Source organism: Wielerella bovis, from assembly GCF_022354465.1.
In the GTDB taxonomy this organism is placed as follows: Bacteria; Pseudomonadota; Gammaproteobacteria; order Burkholderiales; family Neisseriaceae; genus Wielerella; species Wielerella bovis.
This window is the reverse complement of record NZ_CP092361.1, coordinates 1124263-1143071: the sequence shown is the minus strand read 5'-3', so window position 1 is coordinate 1143071 and position 18809 is coordinate 1124263. Positions and strand designations below refer to the sequence as shown.

At 41.1% G+C, this 18809-nt stretch carries 16 protein-coding genes and 1 tRNA gene; 2 read left to right on the top strand and 15 right to left on the bottom strand.

Annotation, left to right across the window (positions count from 1 at the left end):
• Positions 1–3 precede the first annotated feature (3 nt).
• The 3 genes from mglC to mglB form a co-directional block, all read right to left on the bottom strand.
• Positions 4–1014: a galactose/methyl galactoside ABC transporter permease MglC gene (gene mglC / locus MIS45_RS05645; RefSeq protein ID WP_249451309.1), complete on the bottom strand. Its 1011-nt coding sequence runs from the start codon at positions 1012–1014 to the stop codon at positions 4–6.
• Between the two features lie 250 nt (positions 1015–1264).
• On the bottom strand, positions 1265–2785 hold the full coding sequence (gene mglA, locus MIS45_RS05640; RefSeq protein WP_249441811.1) for a galactose/methyl galactoside ABC transporter ATP-binding protein MglA: 1521 nt from the start codon (positions 2783–2785) through the stop codon (positions 1265–1267).
• Positions 2786–2944: 159 nt separating this feature from the next.
• A complete protein-coding gene (gene mglB / locus MIS45_RS05635) occupies positions 2945–3991 on the bottom strand; it encodes a galactose/glucose ABC transporter substrate-binding protein MglB (RefSeq protein ID WP_249451308.1) in 1047 nt (348 codons plus the stop codon).
• A 384-nt stretch (positions 3992–4375) separates the two neighbouring features.
• On the opposite strand from mglB, the gene galT reads away from it, so the two are divergent.
• The gene (gene galT / locus MIS45_RS05630; RefSeq protein WP_249451307.1) at positions 4376–5410 is read left to right on the top strand and encodes a galactose-1-phosphate uridylyltransferase; all 1035 of its coding nucleotides are present in this window, start codon (positions 4376–4378) and stop codon (positions 5408–5410) included.
• A gap of 113 nt (positions 5411–5523) precedes the next feature.
• Positions 5524–6669 carry a galactokinase gene (gene galK, locus MIS45_RS05625; protein ID WP_249451306.1) on the top strand — a complete coding sequence of 382 codons (1146 nt, stop codon included), beginning with the start codon at positions 5524–5526 and terminating at the stop codon, positions 6667–6669.
• Positions 6670–6951: 282 nt separating this feature from the next.
• Here galK and MIS45_RS05620 read toward each other — a convergent pair whose 3' ends face one another.
• From MIS45_RS05620 to tsaB, 12 genes are all read right to left on the bottom strand, one after another.
• Positions 6952–8202: a hypothetical protein gene (locus tag MIS45_RS05620; RefSeq protein ID WP_249451305.1), complete on the bottom strand. Its 1251-nt coding sequence runs from the start codon at positions 8200–8202 to the stop codon at positions 6952–6954.
• 498 nt (positions 8203–8700) lie between these two features.
• Complete coding sequence (locus MIS45_RS05615; RefSeq protein WP_249451304.1) at positions 8701–11319, bottom strand: TonB-dependent receptor; 2619 nt, start codon at positions 11317–11319, stop codon at positions 8701–8703.
• A gap of 366 nt (positions 11320–11685) precedes the next feature.
• Positions 11686–11883 carry a hypothetical protein gene (locus MIS45_RS05610; RefSeq protein WP_249451303.1) on the bottom strand — a complete coding sequence of 66 codons (198 nt, stop codon included), beginning with the start codon at positions 11881–11883 and terminating at the stop codon, positions 11686–11688.
• A gap of 168 nt (positions 11884–12051) precedes the next feature.
• A complete protein-coding gene (panB, locus tag MIS45_RS05605; RefSeq protein WP_249451302.1) occupies positions 12052–12846 on the bottom strand; it encodes a 3-methyl-2-oxobutanoate hydroxymethyltransferase in 795 nt (264 codons plus the stop codon).
• Positions 12847–12965: 119 nt separating this feature from the next.
• Positions 12966–13646 (bottom strand): DedA family protein, encoded by a 681-nt coding sequence (locus MIS45_RS05600; protein ID WP_249446232.1) that lies wholly within the window; start codon positions 13644–13646, stop codon positions 12966–12968.
• Between the two features lie 153 nt (positions 13647–13799).
• Complete coding sequence (gene glmM, locus MIS45_RS05595) at positions 13800–15131, bottom strand: phosphoglucosamine mutase (RefSeq protein ID WP_249451301.1); 1332 nt, start codon at positions 15129–15131, stop codon at positions 13800–13802.
• Between the two features lie 273 nt (positions 15132–15404).
• Positions 15405–15480, bottom strand: a tRNA-Lys gene (locus MIS45_RS05590).
• A 71-nt stretch (positions 15481–15551) separates the two neighbouring features.
• Positions 15552–16142, bottom strand: a complete 591-nt coding sequence (locus MIS45_RS05585; protein WP_249445031.1) for a hypothetical protein — start codon at positions 16140–16142, stop codon at positions 15552–15554.
• 57 nt (positions 16143–16199) lie between these two features.
• Complete coding sequence (locus tag MIS45_RS05580; protein ID WP_249445032.1) at positions 16200–16829, bottom strand: BON domain-containing protein; 630 nt, start codon at positions 16827–16829, stop codon at positions 16200–16202.
• A gap of 72 nt (positions 16830–16901) precedes the next feature.
• Positions 16902–17495 carry a phosphoheptose isomerase gene (locus MIS45_RS05575; RefSeq protein WP_249443682.1) on the bottom strand — a complete coding sequence of 198 codons (594 nt, stop codon included), beginning with the start codon at positions 17493–17495 and terminating at the stop codon, positions 16902–16904.
• A gap of 6 nt (positions 17496–17501) precedes the next feature.
• Positions 17502–17846, bottom strand: a complete 345-nt coding sequence (locus MIS45_RS05570) for a YraN family protein (RefSeq protein WP_249451300.1) — start codon at positions 17844–17846, stop codon at positions 17502–17504.
• Between the two features lie 3 nt (positions 17847–17849).
• On the bottom strand, positions 17850–18536 hold the full coding sequence (gene tsaB / locus MIS45_RS05565; protein ID WP_249446384.1) for a tRNA (adenosine(37)-N6)-threonylcarbamoyltransferase complex dimerization subunit type 1 TsaB: 687 nt from the start codon (positions 18534–18536) through the stop codon (positions 17850–17852).
• Between the last annotated feature and the right edge of the window lie 273 nt (positions 18537–18809).

Sequence of the window (18809 nt, the reverse complement as noted above, 5' to 3'; positions counted from 1 at the left end):
AGTTTATTTTTTCTTCGCGTTTTTCAGCGAGTCAATCGCAACTGCCATCACGATGATGCTACCCTTGATGATGTATTGCCAGTAAGGACTCACGCCGATGTAGCTTAAACCATAGTTAATTAACGTGAAAATCAACACGCCCATTACTACGCCAATTACCGAACCCACGCCACCACTAAACGATACGCCACCAATCACACAAGCAGCAATCGCGTCCATTTCGTACATAAAACCCAAGTTATTGGTTGCCGAACCGATGCGTCCTGCCTCCAGCATACCACCAAATGCGTAGAAAACACCTGATAAAGTGTAAATACCAAGCAAATTGAGGGTTACATTGACACCTGAAACGCGTGCAGCTTCTGGATTACCACCAATGGCAAATAGATTTTTACCAAAACGTGTTTTGTTCCATAAAACCCACATCAGGGCAACTGCAATCGCAGCATAAATTGTGATGTATGATAATCGGAAACCGCCTAAATCAAAGAATCCTTGCGTAAATGCAGAATAACCTGCATCAAACCCTGCGATTGGCGCTGAACCAACATAATCGTAATACAGCGAGTTAATCCCATAAACAATCAACATCATGCCCAACGTGGCGATGAAAGGTGTAACGTTCAATATGGTTACAATTACGCCATTAACCAAACCAATCACTGCGCCAATCGCACACACCAGTAGAATAACCAACGGAATGGGGACAACGTCCAAAGTAGGGAAAACTTTGTTGGCATTACTCATGGCTTGCAGCAAAGTTGCCGAAATCACGGCTGCCAAACCCACTTGACGACCCACCGACAAGTCGGTGCCTTGTGTTACAATCAAACCCGCTACGCCCAATGCAATAATCACGCGCACCGATGATTGGGTTAAAATATTACTGAAATTGGTTAAACTCAAAAAGCTGGTATCTTTGGAAACAATGATGACCAACAGCATGAGTAAAACAAAATACAGCGCGTAATTTTTCAGTATGTCGCCGATTTTTTGAGATGTTTTTGCGTCCATTTTTATAATCCTCTGAATTGAAAGACTTTGTGTTTTTCAGGCTGCCTTTTAGAACCTGTGTTCGTAAGATTGATGGTTTGATTTTATTGCCAATTCATGCGAATACAAGGCGACTTTTCATGCCAATATTGAAATATTGGCGTGGAAAGCCAACGCAGTAGGCGCATGAAGTGGCGATAAAAGCAAGCTATTAGGATTATGAACACAGGTTCTTACTTTATTTCGCTGGATAGGCAGCCTGAAAATGTGTTTATAAATATTTTGCCGATAATTGCAAAATTTCTTCTTGCGTGGTTTTAGCTGTTTCCACAATCCCTGCTACGCGCCCTGCACTCATTACCAAAATTCGGTCGGTTACACCAAGCAATTCGGGCATTTCTGATGAAATCATAATCACAGCTTTATCACGCTTGGCCAAATCAATGATTAATTGATAAATTTCAAATTTTGCGCCAATATCAATACCGCGTGTGGGCTCATCCAACATCAAAATTTCAGGTCCTGTAAGCAACCAACGTCCCAAAATCACTTTCTGTTGATTGCCACCCGATAATGACCCAATGCGTGTTTTCTGACTGGGTGTTTTGACACGCATGGAATCAATGACCCATTGCGTGTCATCTTTCATTTTTTTGTTGCTCAAAAAACCAATTTTTTCGTAACCACGCATATTGGAAATCAGAGAATTGAAACTGATGTCCAAACCACCAAAAATCCCTGTGGCACGGCGTTCTTCAGTAACCAAAGCAAAACCATTTTTAATTGCTTCAACAGGAGATGGATTGCTGACAGGTTTACCATGCACAATCACTTCACCACTCAACATTTCACGAATGCCAAACAAGGTTTCCACAATATCGGTACGTTTTGCACCAACCAAACCACCGATGCCCAATACTTCACCTTTGCGCAATTCAAAACTCACATCTTGAATAGAAGGTTGATTTTTCGCGGTTAAATTTTTGACCTCCAAAATAATTTCATGTGGCACGTTGTCTTTTTTAGGGAAACGCTGTGTCAAGCTGCGCCCCACCATTTTGGCAACCAATTCATCCATATTGGTTTTGGCAACTTCAACCGTATCAATCCATTTGCCATCGCGCAAAATGGTAATTTCATCACAAATTTTGAAAATTTCTTCCATTTTGTGTGAAATATAAATGATGCCGCAGCCACGTTGTTTGAGTTTGTCAATAATGGTAAACAAGTGCGCCACTTCTTTTTCTGATAAGGAAGATGTTGGCTCGTCCATAATCACGACTTTGGCATCGTATGAAAATGCTTTTGCAATTTCAATCATTTGCATATCGGATACGGATAATTTAGATACTTTTTCTTTGGGGTCAATATGAATATCCAGCTCATCAAAAATAGCTTTGGTATCAGCGTACATTTTTTTGTGGTCAACAAATAAGCCTTTTCTTGGGTAACGTCCTAGCCACAAATTATCCATAACGCTGAGTTGTTTTACCAAGTTAAGCTCTTGATGTACCATAGAAATACCATTTTCCAAAGCTTCTTTGGTAGTTTGAAAATCTACTTCTTTACCCAAAAACTGAATGCTGCCTGAATCTTTGGCATAAATCCCAAATAAACATTTAAGCAAAGTAGATTTTCCCGCACCATTTTCGCCCATTAACGCATGAACTGAATGCGATTTAACGGTTAAATTTACGCCATCCAACGCTTTCACACCAGGGAAGGCTTTGTGAACATCGGTCATGGTCAATAAAACAGATGATTCTTGTTCTGTGTGTTGTGAAGCGGTCATTTTCTGTTCCTTTTATGTACGAAAACCGACTAGAAACAAAATTCCAGTCGGTTACTGAAAATAGCCGACAAGCGACTTTCTAACATCAGCCAGACGATTTTTCAGGCTGCCTTTTATTTATTTTTACTACAAATAGGCAGCCTGAAAACATTGGCTACATTATTCTTTCAAGAATTGCGCCAGATTATTTTTATCCACGCCCACATATGGCACACGAATATTATTGTTGGCTTCCAATTTCAAATCAGCATTTTGTTTAGGGTCTTTGCCATTTGCCAAATCCACAGCCAACGCATAAACCGCTTTGGCTTGACCTTCGCCATCATTCAATACCGTACCAGCCAAAGTATCAGCTTTAACCATTTGCAAGGCTTCTGGCAAAGCATCTACACCAAATGTTGGCAATACGGTACCATGTGCTTTCATGGCTTCTACCGCACCCATTGCCATCGCATCATTGTTGGAAATGACCACTTCAATTTGTTTACCTGTTGGACCTGCTAACCATGCTTGCATAATATCTTTGGCTTTAGCAGCATCCCACATACCTGTATCTAGCTGTAATTGATTTACTTTCAAACCATCAGCCGTCAATTTTTCAACCACAAATTTGGTACGTGCTTCCGCATCAGGATGACCAGGCTCACCTTTTAACAGCACATAATCAATCACGCCGTCTTTATTCAAATCCCATTCAGAATGGGCCTGCCAACCTGCACCAATTAATTGTCCTTGAATTTCGCCAGATTGTTGTGGATTCGTACCCACAAAGAATGCTTTGTCGTAAGTTTTCAACGCTTCTTCACCAGGGTCTTTGTTAAAGAAAATCACAGGAATACCAGCCGCTTGTGCTTTGCTGATAATAGTCGGTGCCGCAGAAGGGTCAACCAAGTTAATTGCCAATACTTTCACGCCTTTGGAAATCAAAATATCTACTTGGTCATTTTGGGTAGATTGGCTGTTTTGTGAATCATTTAACAACAATTCTGCTGTCTTGTGTGTAGCCGCCTCATTTTCCAATGCTTTGCGCATCAAAGACATAAAGTTATCATCGTATTTGTAAATGGTTACGCCGACTTTAACGACCTCGCCAGCAGGTGCGGCACCCGTTGCACCAGAAGCTGCTGGTGCTGCAGCTTTTTCACCGCCGCATGCCGCAAGACCCAACAACATTGCAGAAACCAACAAAGTTTTTTGGAATTTCATGAAATATCTCCTGAAAAATTAGAACGGGCACGCGAAGTGTTGTAAATTTACAAAAAACAACAACGCGTACACACAAACTTAAATTACAAACAATTACAGCTAGTACGAAGTTTGAAATAAATTTATTTATTTGTAAATCATATCCCGGCCTTTAAAAGATAAAATATTTGAATTTAAATATAAAATTTCTTAAAAATATCTTCATTTTTTACAATAATACGCTATATTTTTTCCATTTTTCTTATTTTCATATTTGCATAACTTTCTAATAAATTACGTTCTTAACATAAATAAATAAAAATTTTCTTTTCAGGCAGCCTGAAAAGACTAAAATAGTCTATTTTAGTTTCATTTCATTACAGAAAACTGAACAAGGAAAAAACCATGTTTTCGCCGACCGACCATCCACATCGCCGTTACAATCCATTAACAGAACAATGGATTCTGGTTTCTCCGCATCGTGCCAAACGTCCTTGGCAGGGGCAGCAAGAGAAAAATGATATAGAACAAAAACCATCATACGACCCCAGTTGTTATCTTTGCCCCAATAATCAACGCATTACAGGCGAAACCAATCCAAATTATACTGAACCTTTTGTTTTTACAAACGATTTTTCTGCTCTATTACCTGATACACCTGCATTCAGCGACCACAGTAATCCACTTTTTCAAAGTGAAAGCGTGCGCGGTGTCAGTCGTGTGATTTGTTTTTCGCCCGACCATAGTAAAACGCTGCCTGAATTGTCGCTGCCTGAAATTGAGCGTGTGATTGCAACATGGCAAACGCAAGCAACCGAGTTAGGCAAGCAATATCAATGGGTACAAATTTTTGAAAATAAAGGCGCAGTAATGGGATGTTCCAATCCGCATCCACATGGTCAGATTTGGGCGAGCGATTTTTTGCCTGATTTACCTGCCAAAGCGCATATGGCGCAACAAAAATATTTTGCCCAATATGGTCGGGCATTGTTGGCGGATTATGTGGCAGAAGAATTATCGCGCCGTGAGCGGATAGTGGTAGAAACAGAATTTTGGTTGGCGGTTGTGCCGTATTGGGCGGCGTGGCCATTTGAAACTCTGCTGTTGCCGAAAGTGGCGGTGCAACGCATCACGGCATTGTCGGACACACAACGAGCGGATTTGGCGTTAGCCTTGAAGCAATTAACCACCAAATATGACAATTTATTTGAAACCAGTTTCCCTTATTCTATGGGCTGGCACGGTGCGCCGTTTGATGGTGAAAATCATCCAGAATGGCAATTACACGCACATTTTTATCCGCCTCTTTTGCGCTCGGCAACGGTGCGTAAATTTATGGTGGGCTACGAAATGTTGGCGGAAACGCAGCGTGATTTGACGGCGGAACAGGCGGCGGAACGTTTGGCGGCGTTGTCGGATATTCATTACAAACAGCAATAAATTTTTCAGGCTGCCTTTTTATTTAACATGTTTAAAAAGCAGCCTGAAAATATAATAAATCATTTTTCAGGCAGCCTGAAAATCCAATTTTTTGAATAACAAAGGAAACCATTATGTCTCAATCATTAACTGAATTATTTACGCAACAATTTAACGCACAAGCCGACCATTTAATTCGCGCCCCTGGTCGGGTCAATTTGATTGGCGAGCATACCGATTACAACGATGGTTTTGTGTTGCCCTGCGCGATTGACTTTGCCACCCATGTCGCCATTGGCAAAAATGGCAGCGACACCGTGCGTGTATTCGCTGCGGATTATAATGAACGCGATGAATTTAGCATTCACGGCGACATTGTCCACAGCGATAAACAATGGGCAAATTATATTCGCGGCGTGATTTGGGCATTTGCAGAACGCAATGGTTTCAGGCTGCCTGAAGGCGTGGATATTGCCGTGAGTGGCAATGTGCCACAAGGCGCGGGATTGAGTTCATCTGCCGCATTAGAAGTCGGCGTGGGTAAAGCCTTGCAAACTGCATTTTCGCTACCAATAGATGAAACTGAAATTGCGCTGTTGGGACAATTTGCCGAAAATCGTTTTGTGGGTTGCAACTGTGGCATTATGGACCAATTAACCAGCGCACGCGGCGAAGAAGGACACGCAGTCTTGATTGATTGCCGCGAATTGACCGCCCAAACCGTCAGCATTCCTGATAGTTTAAGCATTATGATTATTCACAGCCATGTCAAACGTGGCTTGGTCGGCAGCGAATACAATACGCGCCGTGAACAATGTGAAACCGCTGCCAAACATTTTGGCGTGAAAGCCTTGCGCGATGTTACTTTGGCGCAATTTGATGTGGGCAAAACAGGTTTAGATGCGTTGGCAGCGAAACGTGGTCGCTATATTGTTCAGGAAAATCAACGCACTTTGGATGCGGCGGACGCAATGAAACGCAATGACATCGCTGCATTGAGCAAGCTGATGGCGGAAAGCCATATCGGTATGCGCGATGAATTTGAAATCACGCATCCTGCGGTGGATACTTTGGTGGAATTGGTGGGCGAAGTGATTGGCGAACGCGGTGGCGTACGCATGACGGGCGGTGGTTTTGGTGGTTGCATTGTGGCACTTGTTCCACATGAAGAAGTAGAAAATGTGAAAGCGCATGTGGCGAAACATTATCACGCGCGAACAGGTTTGACCGAAGAAGTTTTTGTGTGCAAACCGCGTCAAGGGGTAAGTGTAATTAAATAAATATGAGGCAGCCTGAAAACAAATTAAATGTGTTTTCAGGCTGCCTTTAACGATGAAACAACAATAATATAGTGAATTCAATTTAAAAACAAATATTTATCAAATATGAAAAATATTGGATTCAAAAATCCGACCTAACCGTTTTAGATTTTGCAAAGGTTTCAGGCTGCCTAATTTTATTTCACAACAAATTCATTTAAGGCAGCCAGAAAAGATAAGTAGGTTAAATTATTGAATTTAATATCTAATCTATTTCTGTTTTACAGAAATGCTATCAATCAATTAGAACCAATAACCAAAATTAAAACCTACGCCATTAGCACCTTTGGCATTGGTATAAGTTATCCCTGCGCGCAAAGCAGACAATTTGCTATTTTCCGCCACCGCATCACGGTGAAAACCAAGTGTTACACCATATTCTTGCATATTTTTCATAAACGGTTTTTCGCTGCCTACATAACGCGTATCAATGGCAGAGTATTCAATCGCTAATTTTTTCCCTTTTACCATAATTGGTTGCGATAACATTAAACCATTGCGCAACATAGTTTGTTTGATGTTAGGGTCAAAAGAATAATCGCCTGCTTTAAATTTACCCGTTTTGTAATAGCCCACCATATTACCAATGGTTAAATCCAATTTATCATTTACCACGGGCAAAGTGTAAGTGCTCATCAAAGTACCGCTCATTACCGATGCAACTGTCGCGCGATCAGCAGAACCTGTGATGGAATAACGCACACCAGGAGTCAATGTCCAGCGTTCGGTAACAGGATAGCGATACGCCATACCCAAACCCACATGATAACCTTTGGATTTCCCGACTTTATACATGCTCACAGGCAAAGTAAAAATCATTTGATGATTGGGATTTTTATCTAATTTATTGGTATAAGACAATGGCAGCGTCATGGTTTCTACTTTGTCCGCACTACCATCAACAGAGTATGAGCCAAATGATGCCCCGATGCCCAACACATTACCAGAATTGGTGGTAATCGTATTCGTTGCATTACTGATATTAGAAGTATCCGACATACCCGTGTTGTAATCGGTTTCAGATAAAGTTGGCATTAAACCGCCAGCCCCTGTAATCGCACTCGTAGCCGAATGTTTTGCTTGATAGCGCAAAATTTCACCAATCACACCACTTTTTTTCAACCAGTCCTCAAACTCATCTTGCGATTTACTCCGTGTTGCACCCTCAAATGTTTTACCTTCCACGCCAATTTCAGGCGCATTAAATGTTAATTTATTGGAATTGGCATCATAGGACAATGTGATGTCCACATCATTAAATCGCCCAACCACATCCGCAGCCGATGTAGTTGTATAATCTTCATGGGTATTTTTCAAATTTTTCACATAATCAATAAAATCATTGGCATTGGAACTGCAATACATTTGCCCTGCCACACCATTAACCGAAGTTTGAATACCATAACTGTGTGAACAAGCGACTTCTGCATAAGCATTTCCAGCGCACGCTAACATTGCTATAGCACACACACGAGAAAGTAATTTGAGGGTCATGATTTTGCTCCTTGATTAAGACAGATGGGTTGAAGTGTTAAGAAAAGTATAATTAAAGCTATGTTATTGTAAAAACCATATTTTTCCAAACACCTCACTCCTTCTAATCAAATATAACCTATTGAAAATAAATTATTTAGTTCAAATAAGGATTATTTTTTGTTGTTTTACCACAACAGAATTTTTAATAAAACGAACTCAAGACAAAAAATTATTAAATATGATATTTTGATTTCAAATAATTGCAAAAGGCAGCCTGAAAATATAAAGATATGTTTTCAGGCTGCCTTTTATATGCTACGGAAAGATTCGTATCAAAATTCACACATTTATCGGGTTCAAGAATCCGACTGTGAACGACATCGCTACTATATATAGTAAATTAAAATAAGAAATCTGCTTCGTTGCCCACGCCCTTATGTACTATTTGTACACGGCGGGCGTGGGCGCCTTGCATCTTTCTTATTTTACTTCACTATATTTAGCTCCAATCTTTCATTAAAAATTCACATTCACACCGATTTGCACATTACGCCCCATTTGTGGCACATACGGCAGATACGATGTGTGCGAATAAATCTTCTGATTCAATAAATTATTGGCTTGCAAAGTCAGCGTGTAATCCAGTTTGCCAGCATGTTTGTGGTAACTCACGCCCGCGTTCAACAAATGATAACCTTTGGTCGCGTCTTCTTGAATCGGGATAATATCCAATGAGTTACCTGACACATTGGTCGGGTCGTCTTCCGATTTTTTCTTCACATAGAATGAATCAGATGTGCGTTTTTGCTTAAACACATGCGTATAAGACAAATTAGAAGACCAGTTTTCATTCCATTGATTATTCAAGCGGAAACCCAAACGGGCGGGCGGAACACGCGCCGCATTGCGGTCGGGACGTTTTACCATTTCATAACCCAACATGCGAGTGCAAATATCCTCATCGCCCCACTCATCTACGCATTCGTATTCTTCGGTAATCGGCGGGCCATAAATATCAGGCAGCCTGAACAATTTACCACGCACCACATCACCAAATACTGTAATTTTATGATTGGGATTGATTTGAAAACCCAATTCGCCCTCTAAACCATGAAACCGTGCTTGCGATTGCAAATAACGGCGCATGTACAAATTGCCCTCACGGTAAATGGTTTCATTGTGAATATAATTTTTGAAACGGTTTTGGTAGGCACTGATTTTAGCGTCCCAGCGTTCGCCAGCGTAGCGCAAGCCCAATTCATAATTATTGGAACTTTCTTTGCGTAAATCGCGGTTGCCGTATTCAAAAGAATTGGTTGCCAAATGTTTGCCGTGATAATACAACTCCACTGGCGTGGGCAAACGCTCATTGTGCGATGCGGTAAACGACAAACGATAATCAGGGTGGAAATCCCACAATACTGTTCCCGAATACGATAAGGCTTTTTGGCGATAAGTGCTTAAATCGGGGATAGCCGTGTCGGGGGCTTTCGGCGGTGTGTAGCTTTCCAAAGCTGCCATATCATATTGAATAGGAATGCTTTGTTTTTCCCAACGCGCTGCGCCTTCAAATGTCCAATTGCGCCATTTGAATTGTTCCAAAGCGAATACGCCAAATTGCTTATTGGTGTTGTGAACCAAAGGACGGCGTTGGCTTACCTCTTTTTCGCCGAAGCTGTTGCAACGCTGACGTGGTTTTTGTTTTTTATCGTCAGTGTATTCAATATTGCCATTTTCATTGCGCACCACTTCGCAATCATTTGGATTGGGCGCAGGGCGTGTGGCATAACTTTTTTGCGTTTGATATTGCACACCCAATAAACCATTTAAGCCTTTGAATGGTTGATGATGGACTTCCAAACGACTATTGAAACCTTTGTTGCCAAAAAATGAGTTAGGACGACCTTTATTGCGTTCGCGTTCCCATTTAATGTGTTCAATGCGAGATTGTGGGGTGTTGTGGTCAAAGTGGGCTTTGCCATCGTCTTTTTCATCGTGGTAATAATCTGCCCACGCCAAACTCATTTTCAGTTTGTCCACGCCTTTGAATGGTTGTCGCCATTCGCCGCGCACATCGTAACGTTTGCTAATCATGTCTATCACAGGACCTTGACTGCTATGGTCGTGTTGATGTCCATACGGATTATCATGGCTGTGTTTGCCATTTTGGGCGTGCGCTGTACCTGTGTGGGCATCGTGAAAATCATTGCTGATGTCCATATCGGTCATCAAATGTGGATAGGCGTACAAATATTTTCTTTCAGGCTGCCATAGGTCTTTGGCGGTATTGAAAACGTGAAACGAGCCATTGTCCAATTGATGATTATGCCCTGGAATGCCGTAGTGGTCGCGGCGGCGACTGTAGGACACACCCAAATGTCCCTTGTCGCCCACCCATGAAATCCCCAATGTACCGACACGCGATTTATTGTGCGTATCGGGCAAATATTTCAGCGTTTCGCCCAATTTCACTTCGGGGACACGATAATTATCCGATTGGCGTACCAAACCTTCGGCACGAACGGCAACGTGATTACCCAAACCCAAAGTCAAACCCAAATTGATGGCTTTTTCTTTGGAAGCAGAATCCAAGCGTGCCGCCCATTCGCCCTCTATTTTGTTTTTGGGCATTTGCGTGGGAATGCGCTTGTCCACCACATTCACCACGCCTGCGGGCGAGGCGGTGGAATACAATAAAGTGGGCGTACCACGTACCACTTCCACTTGTTGTGCCAACAGAGTATCCGCCGCTACAGCGTGGTCGGGCGACATGGCAGACATGTCCACCACATCAGAGCCATTTTGCAAAATTTTAATGCGCGCGCCCTCTTGTCCACGAATAATTGGCGCACTCGCACCGCCACCAAATGGATTGCTGTGTATGCCCAATTCTTCTGCCAAAGCGTTACCCAAAGTAGCAGAACGCGTTTTAAATGCTGCACCATTAACCACTACATCACTGGCTTTATGCCCGCGTTTAAAGGGTAAAGCAGTATTACTTTTACCTCTTACAATGACTTCTGGCAAGGTTTGTTCCCTAATTGGATTATTGTTCTGATTGGTAACAGATTCTGCATAAGCAGCATGAAAACCAATGAGACACACCGATAAAAACAGTATTTTAGGATGAGACATAATCATTATACCAAGTTACAAAATTGTTATAATATAACATTATTGTAAAAAGTCAGTAAGCAATCGTCAATGCAAATCGGATAAATTCTTATTGAATGTTTATTCAAAATAATTTTATATTATTGATTTTTAAATATATTTTATAGATAAACTAAATGAAAGATTTGAAGATTTCAGTTAATTTCAATTAATACAGTAAAAAAACATTAAGAAATGGATTGTATTTTTACAAAATCTATTCAGGCTGCCTGAATAAGTTTTGCACAGATTTCAATCTGTATTCGTAAGATTGATAATTTGATTTTATGAAAAATATATAGTCGTAGAAATGAAAATGCAGTACGGCGTTACCAACGCCCTTATGTACTATTCGTACACGGCGGACGTTGTCGCCTTGTACTGCATTTTCATTTCTACGACTATTACTAACGCGAACTCGGGATAAGAAAAATTAAAAATTCTATGAAAATAAATGACTTGCGTAGGGTGGGTGCTTGCATCCACCATGTTCAGGCAGCCTGAAATCAAATTCTCAATAATGCTACGGTAAACTCGTGGGTGCAAGCACCCACCCTACGGAAGATTTTTTATTAAAACAAATGCTTAATTTATTTCTTATCCCGAACTCGCGTTATACTATGTGTACACAACGGTCTCTGTCGCCTTGTTCTGATTTAAATTGAATCCACTACAATTGCGAAAAATAAGATTTCAGGCAGCCTAATCAATGATTTAGGCACTAAATGTATGCTCTTTTGCAGGAAAACTTTTGTTTTTCACAGCTACCACATAAGCTTCTACGGCAGCCTGAATAGTCGGCGCACCTTCCATGAAATTGCGTACAAATTTCGCCGTTTTGCCGTGATATAACCCCAGCATATCGTGCATAACCAAGACTTGCCCATCACAATCTACACCAGCACCAATACCAATAGTCGGGCAAGAAACGGCTTCGGTAACTTGTTTACCCAAGTCAGCAGGTACACATTCCATCAATACAATCGCCGCGCCTGCTGCTTCATGGGCTTTGGCATCTGCCAATAATTGTTGTGCCGCTGCATCGCCTTTGCCTTGTACTTTATAACCACCAAATACATTAACTGCTTGTGGCGTTAAGCCAATGTGTGCACATACTGGGATGCCACGTTGCTGTAAAAATGCTGTGGTTTCAGCTATCCATGCACCACCTTCTAATTTAACCATATGTGCACCTGCTTGCATCAATTTAACTGATGCTTCAAAAGCTTGCTCTTTACTTTGCTGATATGCACCAAATGGCAAATCTGCCACAATCAGCGCGTTTTCGTTACCTCGTGCAACAGCAGCGGTGTGATACATCATGTCTTGCAATGTAACAGGCAAAGTACTACTGTATCCCTGTACGGTCATACCCAAAGAATCGCCAACCAATAACATATCTACGCCTGCACGATTCATTAAGGCAGCAAAACTGGCGTCATAACAAGTCAGCATGGCAATTTTTTCACCATTGGCTTTCATGTTTTTTAAAGTATTAATCGTAATCATGGTGATGTTTCCCCAGAAAATAAATGAATAGAGATTATAAAACTTTCAGGCTGCCTATTCTTATTAAATTGAAAATTTAAATAAAAAAAACCGAAACAATTATGTTTCGGTTTTGATGTTTATTGTTGTGTTTCCGATGCTTTTGCTTGTCTAGCCAAACGACGTTGGCGACGTTTTTCTAGCAATGCCATTTTACGAGCCAATAAAGCTTGACGGCGTTTCCACCAATATCGCGCAAAACCAACTGCACCAAGAATCAACACAATGTATAAACCATGTTGAAAACGATGAACTTGTTGCATCAGCCAATCTTTATTTTCTGCACCATAATTACCCAAATAAACCCATACAGGTACAGAAATTAAAGCGGCAAATCCGTCCATCATCAACCATTGCCAAAATGATATTTTGCCACTCATACCAGCCGTTAAGAAGATGGGGCTGCGCAACCCAGGTAAAAATCGGGCAACAAATAATACGCGATTACCATATCGGTCAAATTTTTGTCGCACTTGTGCATAGCGTTTTGGTGGCATTAATCGTGCAACAGGTTTAAAGCGCAAAATGCGTTCACCATAAAATTTACCCAATAAAAACATGATGCCATCACCAACCATGACACCACCAAAACCCACTATCGCCATAATATGTACATTGGTATAGTGTAGCCCTGAAATTACCCCTCCAGCCACCAATGTAATATCTTCGGGAATGGGCACACCAAAACCACACAGCACCAAAACAAAGAATACGGCGACATATCCAAATTGTATGAAAAAATTTTCCAATAGTGCGAGCATAGCGGCTTTCAAATTCAAAATAGAAAATTAAACAAAAAGAATTTCAGGCAGCCTGAAATCCATGGATGATAGAATCTGTATTCATTATTAGATGAATGAATATTTATTCTTATTTTTCAGGCTGCCTTAAATATGAAGGCAGCCTGAAAAATATCAAGCAGCGCGAATGGTATCAGCCAAACGATTGGCACATTGTTCTGCCAAAACGGCTTGTTCCGCCTCCACCATAACCCGTACCACAGGCTCTGTACCAGAAGCGCGCAATACCACACGACCACGTTCGCCTAATTCCGTTTCCACTTGCGCTAATACTTCTTGGGAAGCTGTTTGCCAATCTTGACCTTTTTGAATGCGCACATTAATCATGGTTTGTGGATATGGTTGCCAATCAATCGCAGCATGCAAATCCTGTCCTAAAATATTCAATGCTGCCAAAACTTGCAATGCGGAAATGGTACCATCGCCTGTATTGTGTTTGTCCATACACAAAATATGCCCAGAGGCTTCTCCACCAATCAGCCACGCACGTTCATGCAGTTGTTCCAATACATAGCGATCGCCTACTTTGGCACGCGCAAATTCAATACCACGTCCATTTAGTGCTTTTTCCATTGCCAAATTGCTCATTACTGTGCCAACCACGCCACCAAACGATAAACCTTGTGTTGCTCGCGCTTTGGCAATGACATAAATCAATTTGTCGCCGTCATACACTACGCCATGTTTATCCACCATCATTAAACGGTCACCATCGCCATCCAAAGCAATACCGTAATCTGCATCGTTTTGTAATACGGCAGCCTGTAATGTTTTGGTGTAAGTCGCACCCACTTTATCATTGATATTGAAACCATTGGGTTCATTGCCAATAGCAATGACTTCTGCGCCCAATTCGTGAAAAACTTTGGGAGCAGTATGATAACCTGCACCATTGGCGGTATCCACCACCAATTTCAAACCACGTAAATCCATATTTGAAGGGAAAGTGGATTTACAAAATTCAATATAGCGGTCATCTGCACCACTAATACGGCGTGCACGTCCTAATTGTGCAGATGATAATGTGTGCATTTCCTTTTCTAATTCCGCTTCAATCGCCAATTCCATTTCATCACTTAATTTAACGCCACCTTCGGCGAAAAATTTGATGCCATTATCGGAATATCGGTTATGTGAAGCAGAAATCATGACACCACCATCTAAACGAAAAGCACGAGTCAAATAGGCAATCGCGGGAGTAGGCAGAGGACCAGTTTGCAATACATTAACACCCGCTGCTGCGAAACCTGCAACCAATGCAGTTTCCAGCATATAGCCTGAAATGCGCGTATCTTTGCCGATAATGACGGTTGGTTGATGATGTTTACCACTTTGCATCAAAATTCGCCCAAATGCGCAACCTAGTTTCATTACAAAATCAGGCGTAATGGGAAACTGTCCCACTTCGCTGCGTACGCCATCTGTACCAAAATATTTTCTTGCCATTTTCACGCTCCTTATCGTTTTTCAGGCTGCATTCGTGTGTATTGGAGTAAAATTATATTGTAAAGAAATTGCGGTTGTTACGCTATCAAATGCACCGATTTTTACGGTTTTTAGCACAATGTAAACTAGATAATAAAAGACAGCCTGAAAACCATATAACCATGTAAACCACTCGCTTTACATCATTTTGTATAGTGAATTCAATTTTCAAAAAACAATAATCTGAATATAAAACAAAGCAAGCCTAAACAATTGTTTAGGCTTGCTAAAATCTGGTGGGTCGTGAGCGATTCGAACGCTCGACCAACGGATTAAAAGTCCGCTGCTCTACCGACTGAGCTAACGACCCGAATAAATTTGAATTATATAAACCTTGATACCATTTGTCAATAAAATAATCCTAAAATATTTTCATTTTGCTTAAAATAAATCATTAATCGCACTCGTATCTGAATTTTTAGGCTGCGTGCGTGCTGGACGGGCATTAATTGGCTTCAGTTCTCGCTCTTTATTATCCGAAGCACGTTGCGCAGGCTTTTTAGGTTTATTAATAGGTTCAAGCGGTGTTTCTACTGCAACAACATCATTGTTATGATTGTTTTTTCGCGTTACAGAATCACTATTTTTCTTGGGTGTTGTATTAGTTTTTTTTGCAGTTACACCATTACTCAGAGCAGCATTATTAATTTTTTCTACTGGCTCAGATGCCACCATTTCAACAGGCTCTGGGCTCACAGCTTCTTTAGGTGTATCCAGCACTTGTGGAGCCGAAGCTTGTTTATCCCGATAAACAGGATTATCTCCCATTTTATCATTGGGTGAGAGAACTTGTACTTGTGATACTTTCTCTTGCTGACGTTGATAATTGGCAGCAGTAGTTTCAGGTGTTCGCGATAGCTCTAAATAGAGCATAACCATCAAGCCAATAACGACAAATAAGCCCAATACAAGTAAAGAAAGCAAAAAATTACCAAAGGTAAAACTGCGTGATTTTTTTTCTGTTTTTGCCATGAGTATTTCCAATTTAGGCAGCCTGAAAACTACCTAAATCCTACGTTAGAATATGATTTATTGATAAGTATTGGTTGGATAATAAGTTTCATACAAAGTAACAACTTGGCGCACACCAGAAGTCGTACGAACAACCTGCGTGGTTGCTGCTTGCTGAGCAGGTGTTAATAAACCCCAAACATAGGTAATACCATTGAATGTTGCTACTTTTACATGACCTGGATACACACCACCAGAAGCCAATAAGCGCGTACGTACTTTTGAAGTTATCCATGTATCATGATTGATATTAGCAACGGTGCGTACCGTAGGCAAAATTTGGATAAGATTGTAAACACTGGTAGCTTTGGTTTCTGTGCGCGCAGCTTGTTCTACCAACAATCGCTCCTGCTGATTAGCAGCTTGTCCAATCAAGAAAATTTTACGGTTATAGCTGATAACCGAAAACGTTGTTGTACTTTGCGGATTAGACTGTTTTACAAGTGATGAAGCGCGTTGTTTAACACTCAATTCCATTGCTTGATCATCAAGTTGCGCTGTAGCTAAACGGCGATCCACTGCAAAATCTGCTGCCGCACCTGCTGCAATACCACCACCAACAAGAGTAGCAGTGCTACATGCGTTTAATGTACCTGTGATTACGCTTGCCAATATAAACACTTTCAGGCTGCGTGGTAATTTAGTCATAAAATATTCCTCATTAATTATTTTTCAGGCTGCCACATTAAGTAAATTAAGTATAGATTTAGACAAATGTAATCAAATACCTTCGGTTAGCATAGTATCAATACAATCGCACATTGCATGAATCAATAAAATATGCACTTCTTGAATGCGTGCAGTACGCGGATAAGGGACATTCAGCAAAATATCACCGTCTTTTAGCATCGCTGCGATTTTGCCACCATCGCGTCCCGTCATGGCAACAATATTCATACCACGTTCATGAGCAGCTTTAATCGCCTCAATCACATTAGCGGAATTGCCAGATGTGGAAATCCCTACCAGTACATCATTTTCACGACCTAATGCACGAACTTGTTTACTAAAAATATGGTCAAAGCCATAGTCATTACCAATGGCTGTGAGTGCAGAAGTATCGGTACTCAATGCAATGGCTGCTAATTCCATGCGTTCTTTTTCAAAACGCCCTGTCATTTCGGCAGCAAAATGTTGTGCATCAGCTGCGGAACCACCATTGCCACAAATTAGGATTTTGCCATCGTTTGCCAATGTATTGAACAGTAATTCGGCTGCTTCGGCAGTAGCATCCGTCATCACTTTTTGCGCTAACTGTTTGGTTTTAATACTTTCTTCAAAGTGTTCGGCGACACGTTCGTTTAATGTAGACATTTGTGATTATCCTGTAATATTGTGAATCCATTGCGGTGCTTGATTGCCTTGTAGCAGCACTGCATCTAAACGACAAGCGCCTGTATGTGGATTTTGTTGCAAATAAGTTTCAACAGCGCGTTGCATTTTAACGAGTTTTGCAGGTGTAATGCTGTATGCTGCGCCACCAAATTTATCATTTTTACGAAACTTTACTTCTATAAATAACAATGTGTTGCCTGAACTCATAATCAAATCAATTTCACCATAGCGACAGTGCCAATTTCGGGCGACGAGTTCGCAACCTTGTGTTTGTAAAAATATCAGTGCTGCATCTTCGGCAGCTTGCCCTACTCCATGATTCAATTTCATATTTCAGGCTGCCTGTTGTTTGCGTGCTGCTTGTTCGGCAGCGGTTAAGGCGATTTTATCACGGACATATAATAATTCTGCGTGTTCTGGCGTTGTTGCGACATATCGCCCTGTTTTTGCCAATGCTAAATAATCGGCGGCGGTTGGCATAAGAGGGCAGCCTGAAAATGGCGGTACATTTGCCAATGAATAAGCATTACCTACGCCACAAACTTGGTCAGCTGTCATATTTTCAGGCTGCCTAATTTCGCTGGCCTTCCCTACATGATAATCGCTTAATCGGATATGATTTTGTGTATCAAAAAATACATAAAATACTTCGCCCATGCGTGCATCGGTTGCAGCAAGTACGCACGTTTTTTCAGGCTGCATATAAGCAACTGCATCTTGGCACGGTATGCCGATAAGTGGAATATTAAATGGTGTGGCTAAGCCTTGTGCAATGCCAATGCCGATGCGTAATCCTGTGAATGCACCCGCACCCTTTGCGTACACAATCGCGCCCAAATCGCTTATATGAAGATTGGCTTGCACCAATAATTCGCTGATTTGTGGCAAAATCATTTTGGATTGTTGATTGCCTACTTCTTCATGATGAAGATGCACGTTTTTATCATTACTCAATGCTAGTGAAAGGTAATTTGTGCTGGTATCTATGGCAAGAATGGGACGCGTAAAATCGGGTTGCATGGCTATGTATAAGGCATAAATACCGATAATTGTAACATAAACAGATAAGTATAGTGGATTAGATTTAGGTTGAGGAAAGGCGTATCTTGTACAGTATGGAATATGCCAATATTGTATAGCTGCATAAAATAAGACAGCGTTGCTCGTTCATTATGACTCTTTGTTCATTATGACTCTTTAAAGTAGTACACGGTAACTAAATATGTACACTATCTTTCAGGCTGCCTATTTATCAATAATATAGAGGCAGCCTGAACAGTTTTGTAACGGTTT

Excerpts from the sequence above, each read along its gene's own strand:
- mglC (WP_249451309.1), bottom strand. The coding sequence starts at position 1,014 with ATGGACGCAAAAACATCTCAAAAAATCGGCGACATACTGAAAAATTAC.
- panB (WP_249451302.1), bottom strand. The coding sequence starts at position 12,846 with ATGATTACGATTAATACTTTAAAAAACATGAAAGCCAATGGTGAAAAA.
- glmM (WP_249451301.1), bottom strand. The coding sequence starts at position 15,131 with ATGGCAAGAAAATATTTTGGTACAGATGGCGTACGCAGCGAAGTGGGA.
- MIS45_RS05570 (WP_249451300.1), bottom strand. The coding sequence starts at position 17,846 with ATGAAATTGAATCATGGAGTAGGGCAAGCTGCCGAAGATGCAGCACTG.
- MIS45_RS05585 (WP_249445031.1), bottom strand. The coding sequence starts at position 16,142 with ATGGCAAAAACAGAAAAAAAATCACGCAGTTTTACCTTTGGTAATTTT.
- galT (WP_249451307.1), top strand. The coding sequence starts at position 4,376 with ATGTTTTCGCCGACCGACCATCCACATCGCCGTTACAATCCATTAACA.
- tsaB (WP_249446384.1), bottom strand. The coding sequence starts at position 18,536 with ATGCAACCCGATTTTACGCGTCCCATTCTTGCCATAGATACCAGCACA.
- MIS45_RS05575 (WP_249443682.1), bottom strand. The coding sequence starts at position 17,495 with ATGTCTACATTAAACGAACGTGTCGCCGAACACTTTGAAGAAAGTATT.
- MIS45_RS05620 (WP_249451305.1), bottom strand. The coding sequence starts at position 8,202 with ATGACCCTCAAATTACTTTCTCGTGTGTGTGCTATAGCAATGTTAGCG.
- mglB (WP_249451308.1), bottom strand. The coding sequence starts at position 3,991 with ATGAAATTCCAAAAAACTTTGTTGGTTTCTGCAATGTTGTTGGGTCTT.
- MIS45_RS05600 (WP_249446232.1), bottom strand. The coding sequence starts at position 13,646 with ATGCTCGCACTATTGGAAAATTTTTTCATACAATTTGGATATGTCGCC.
- galK (WP_249451306.1), top strand. The coding sequence starts at position 5,524 with ATGTCTCAATCATTAACTGAATTATTTACGCAACAATTTAACGCACAA.
- MIS45_RS05580 (WP_249445032.1), bottom strand. The coding sequence starts at position 16,829 with ATGACTAAATTACCACGCAGCCTGAAAGTGTTTATATTGGCAAGCGTA.
- mglA (WP_249441811.1), bottom strand. The coding sequence starts at position 2,785 with ATGACCGCTTCACAACACACAGAACAAGAATCATCTGTTTTATTGACC.
- MIS45_RS05615 (WP_249451304.1), bottom strand. The coding sequence starts at position 11,319 with ATGTCTCATCCTAAAATACTGTTTTTATCGGTGTGTCTCATTGGTTTT.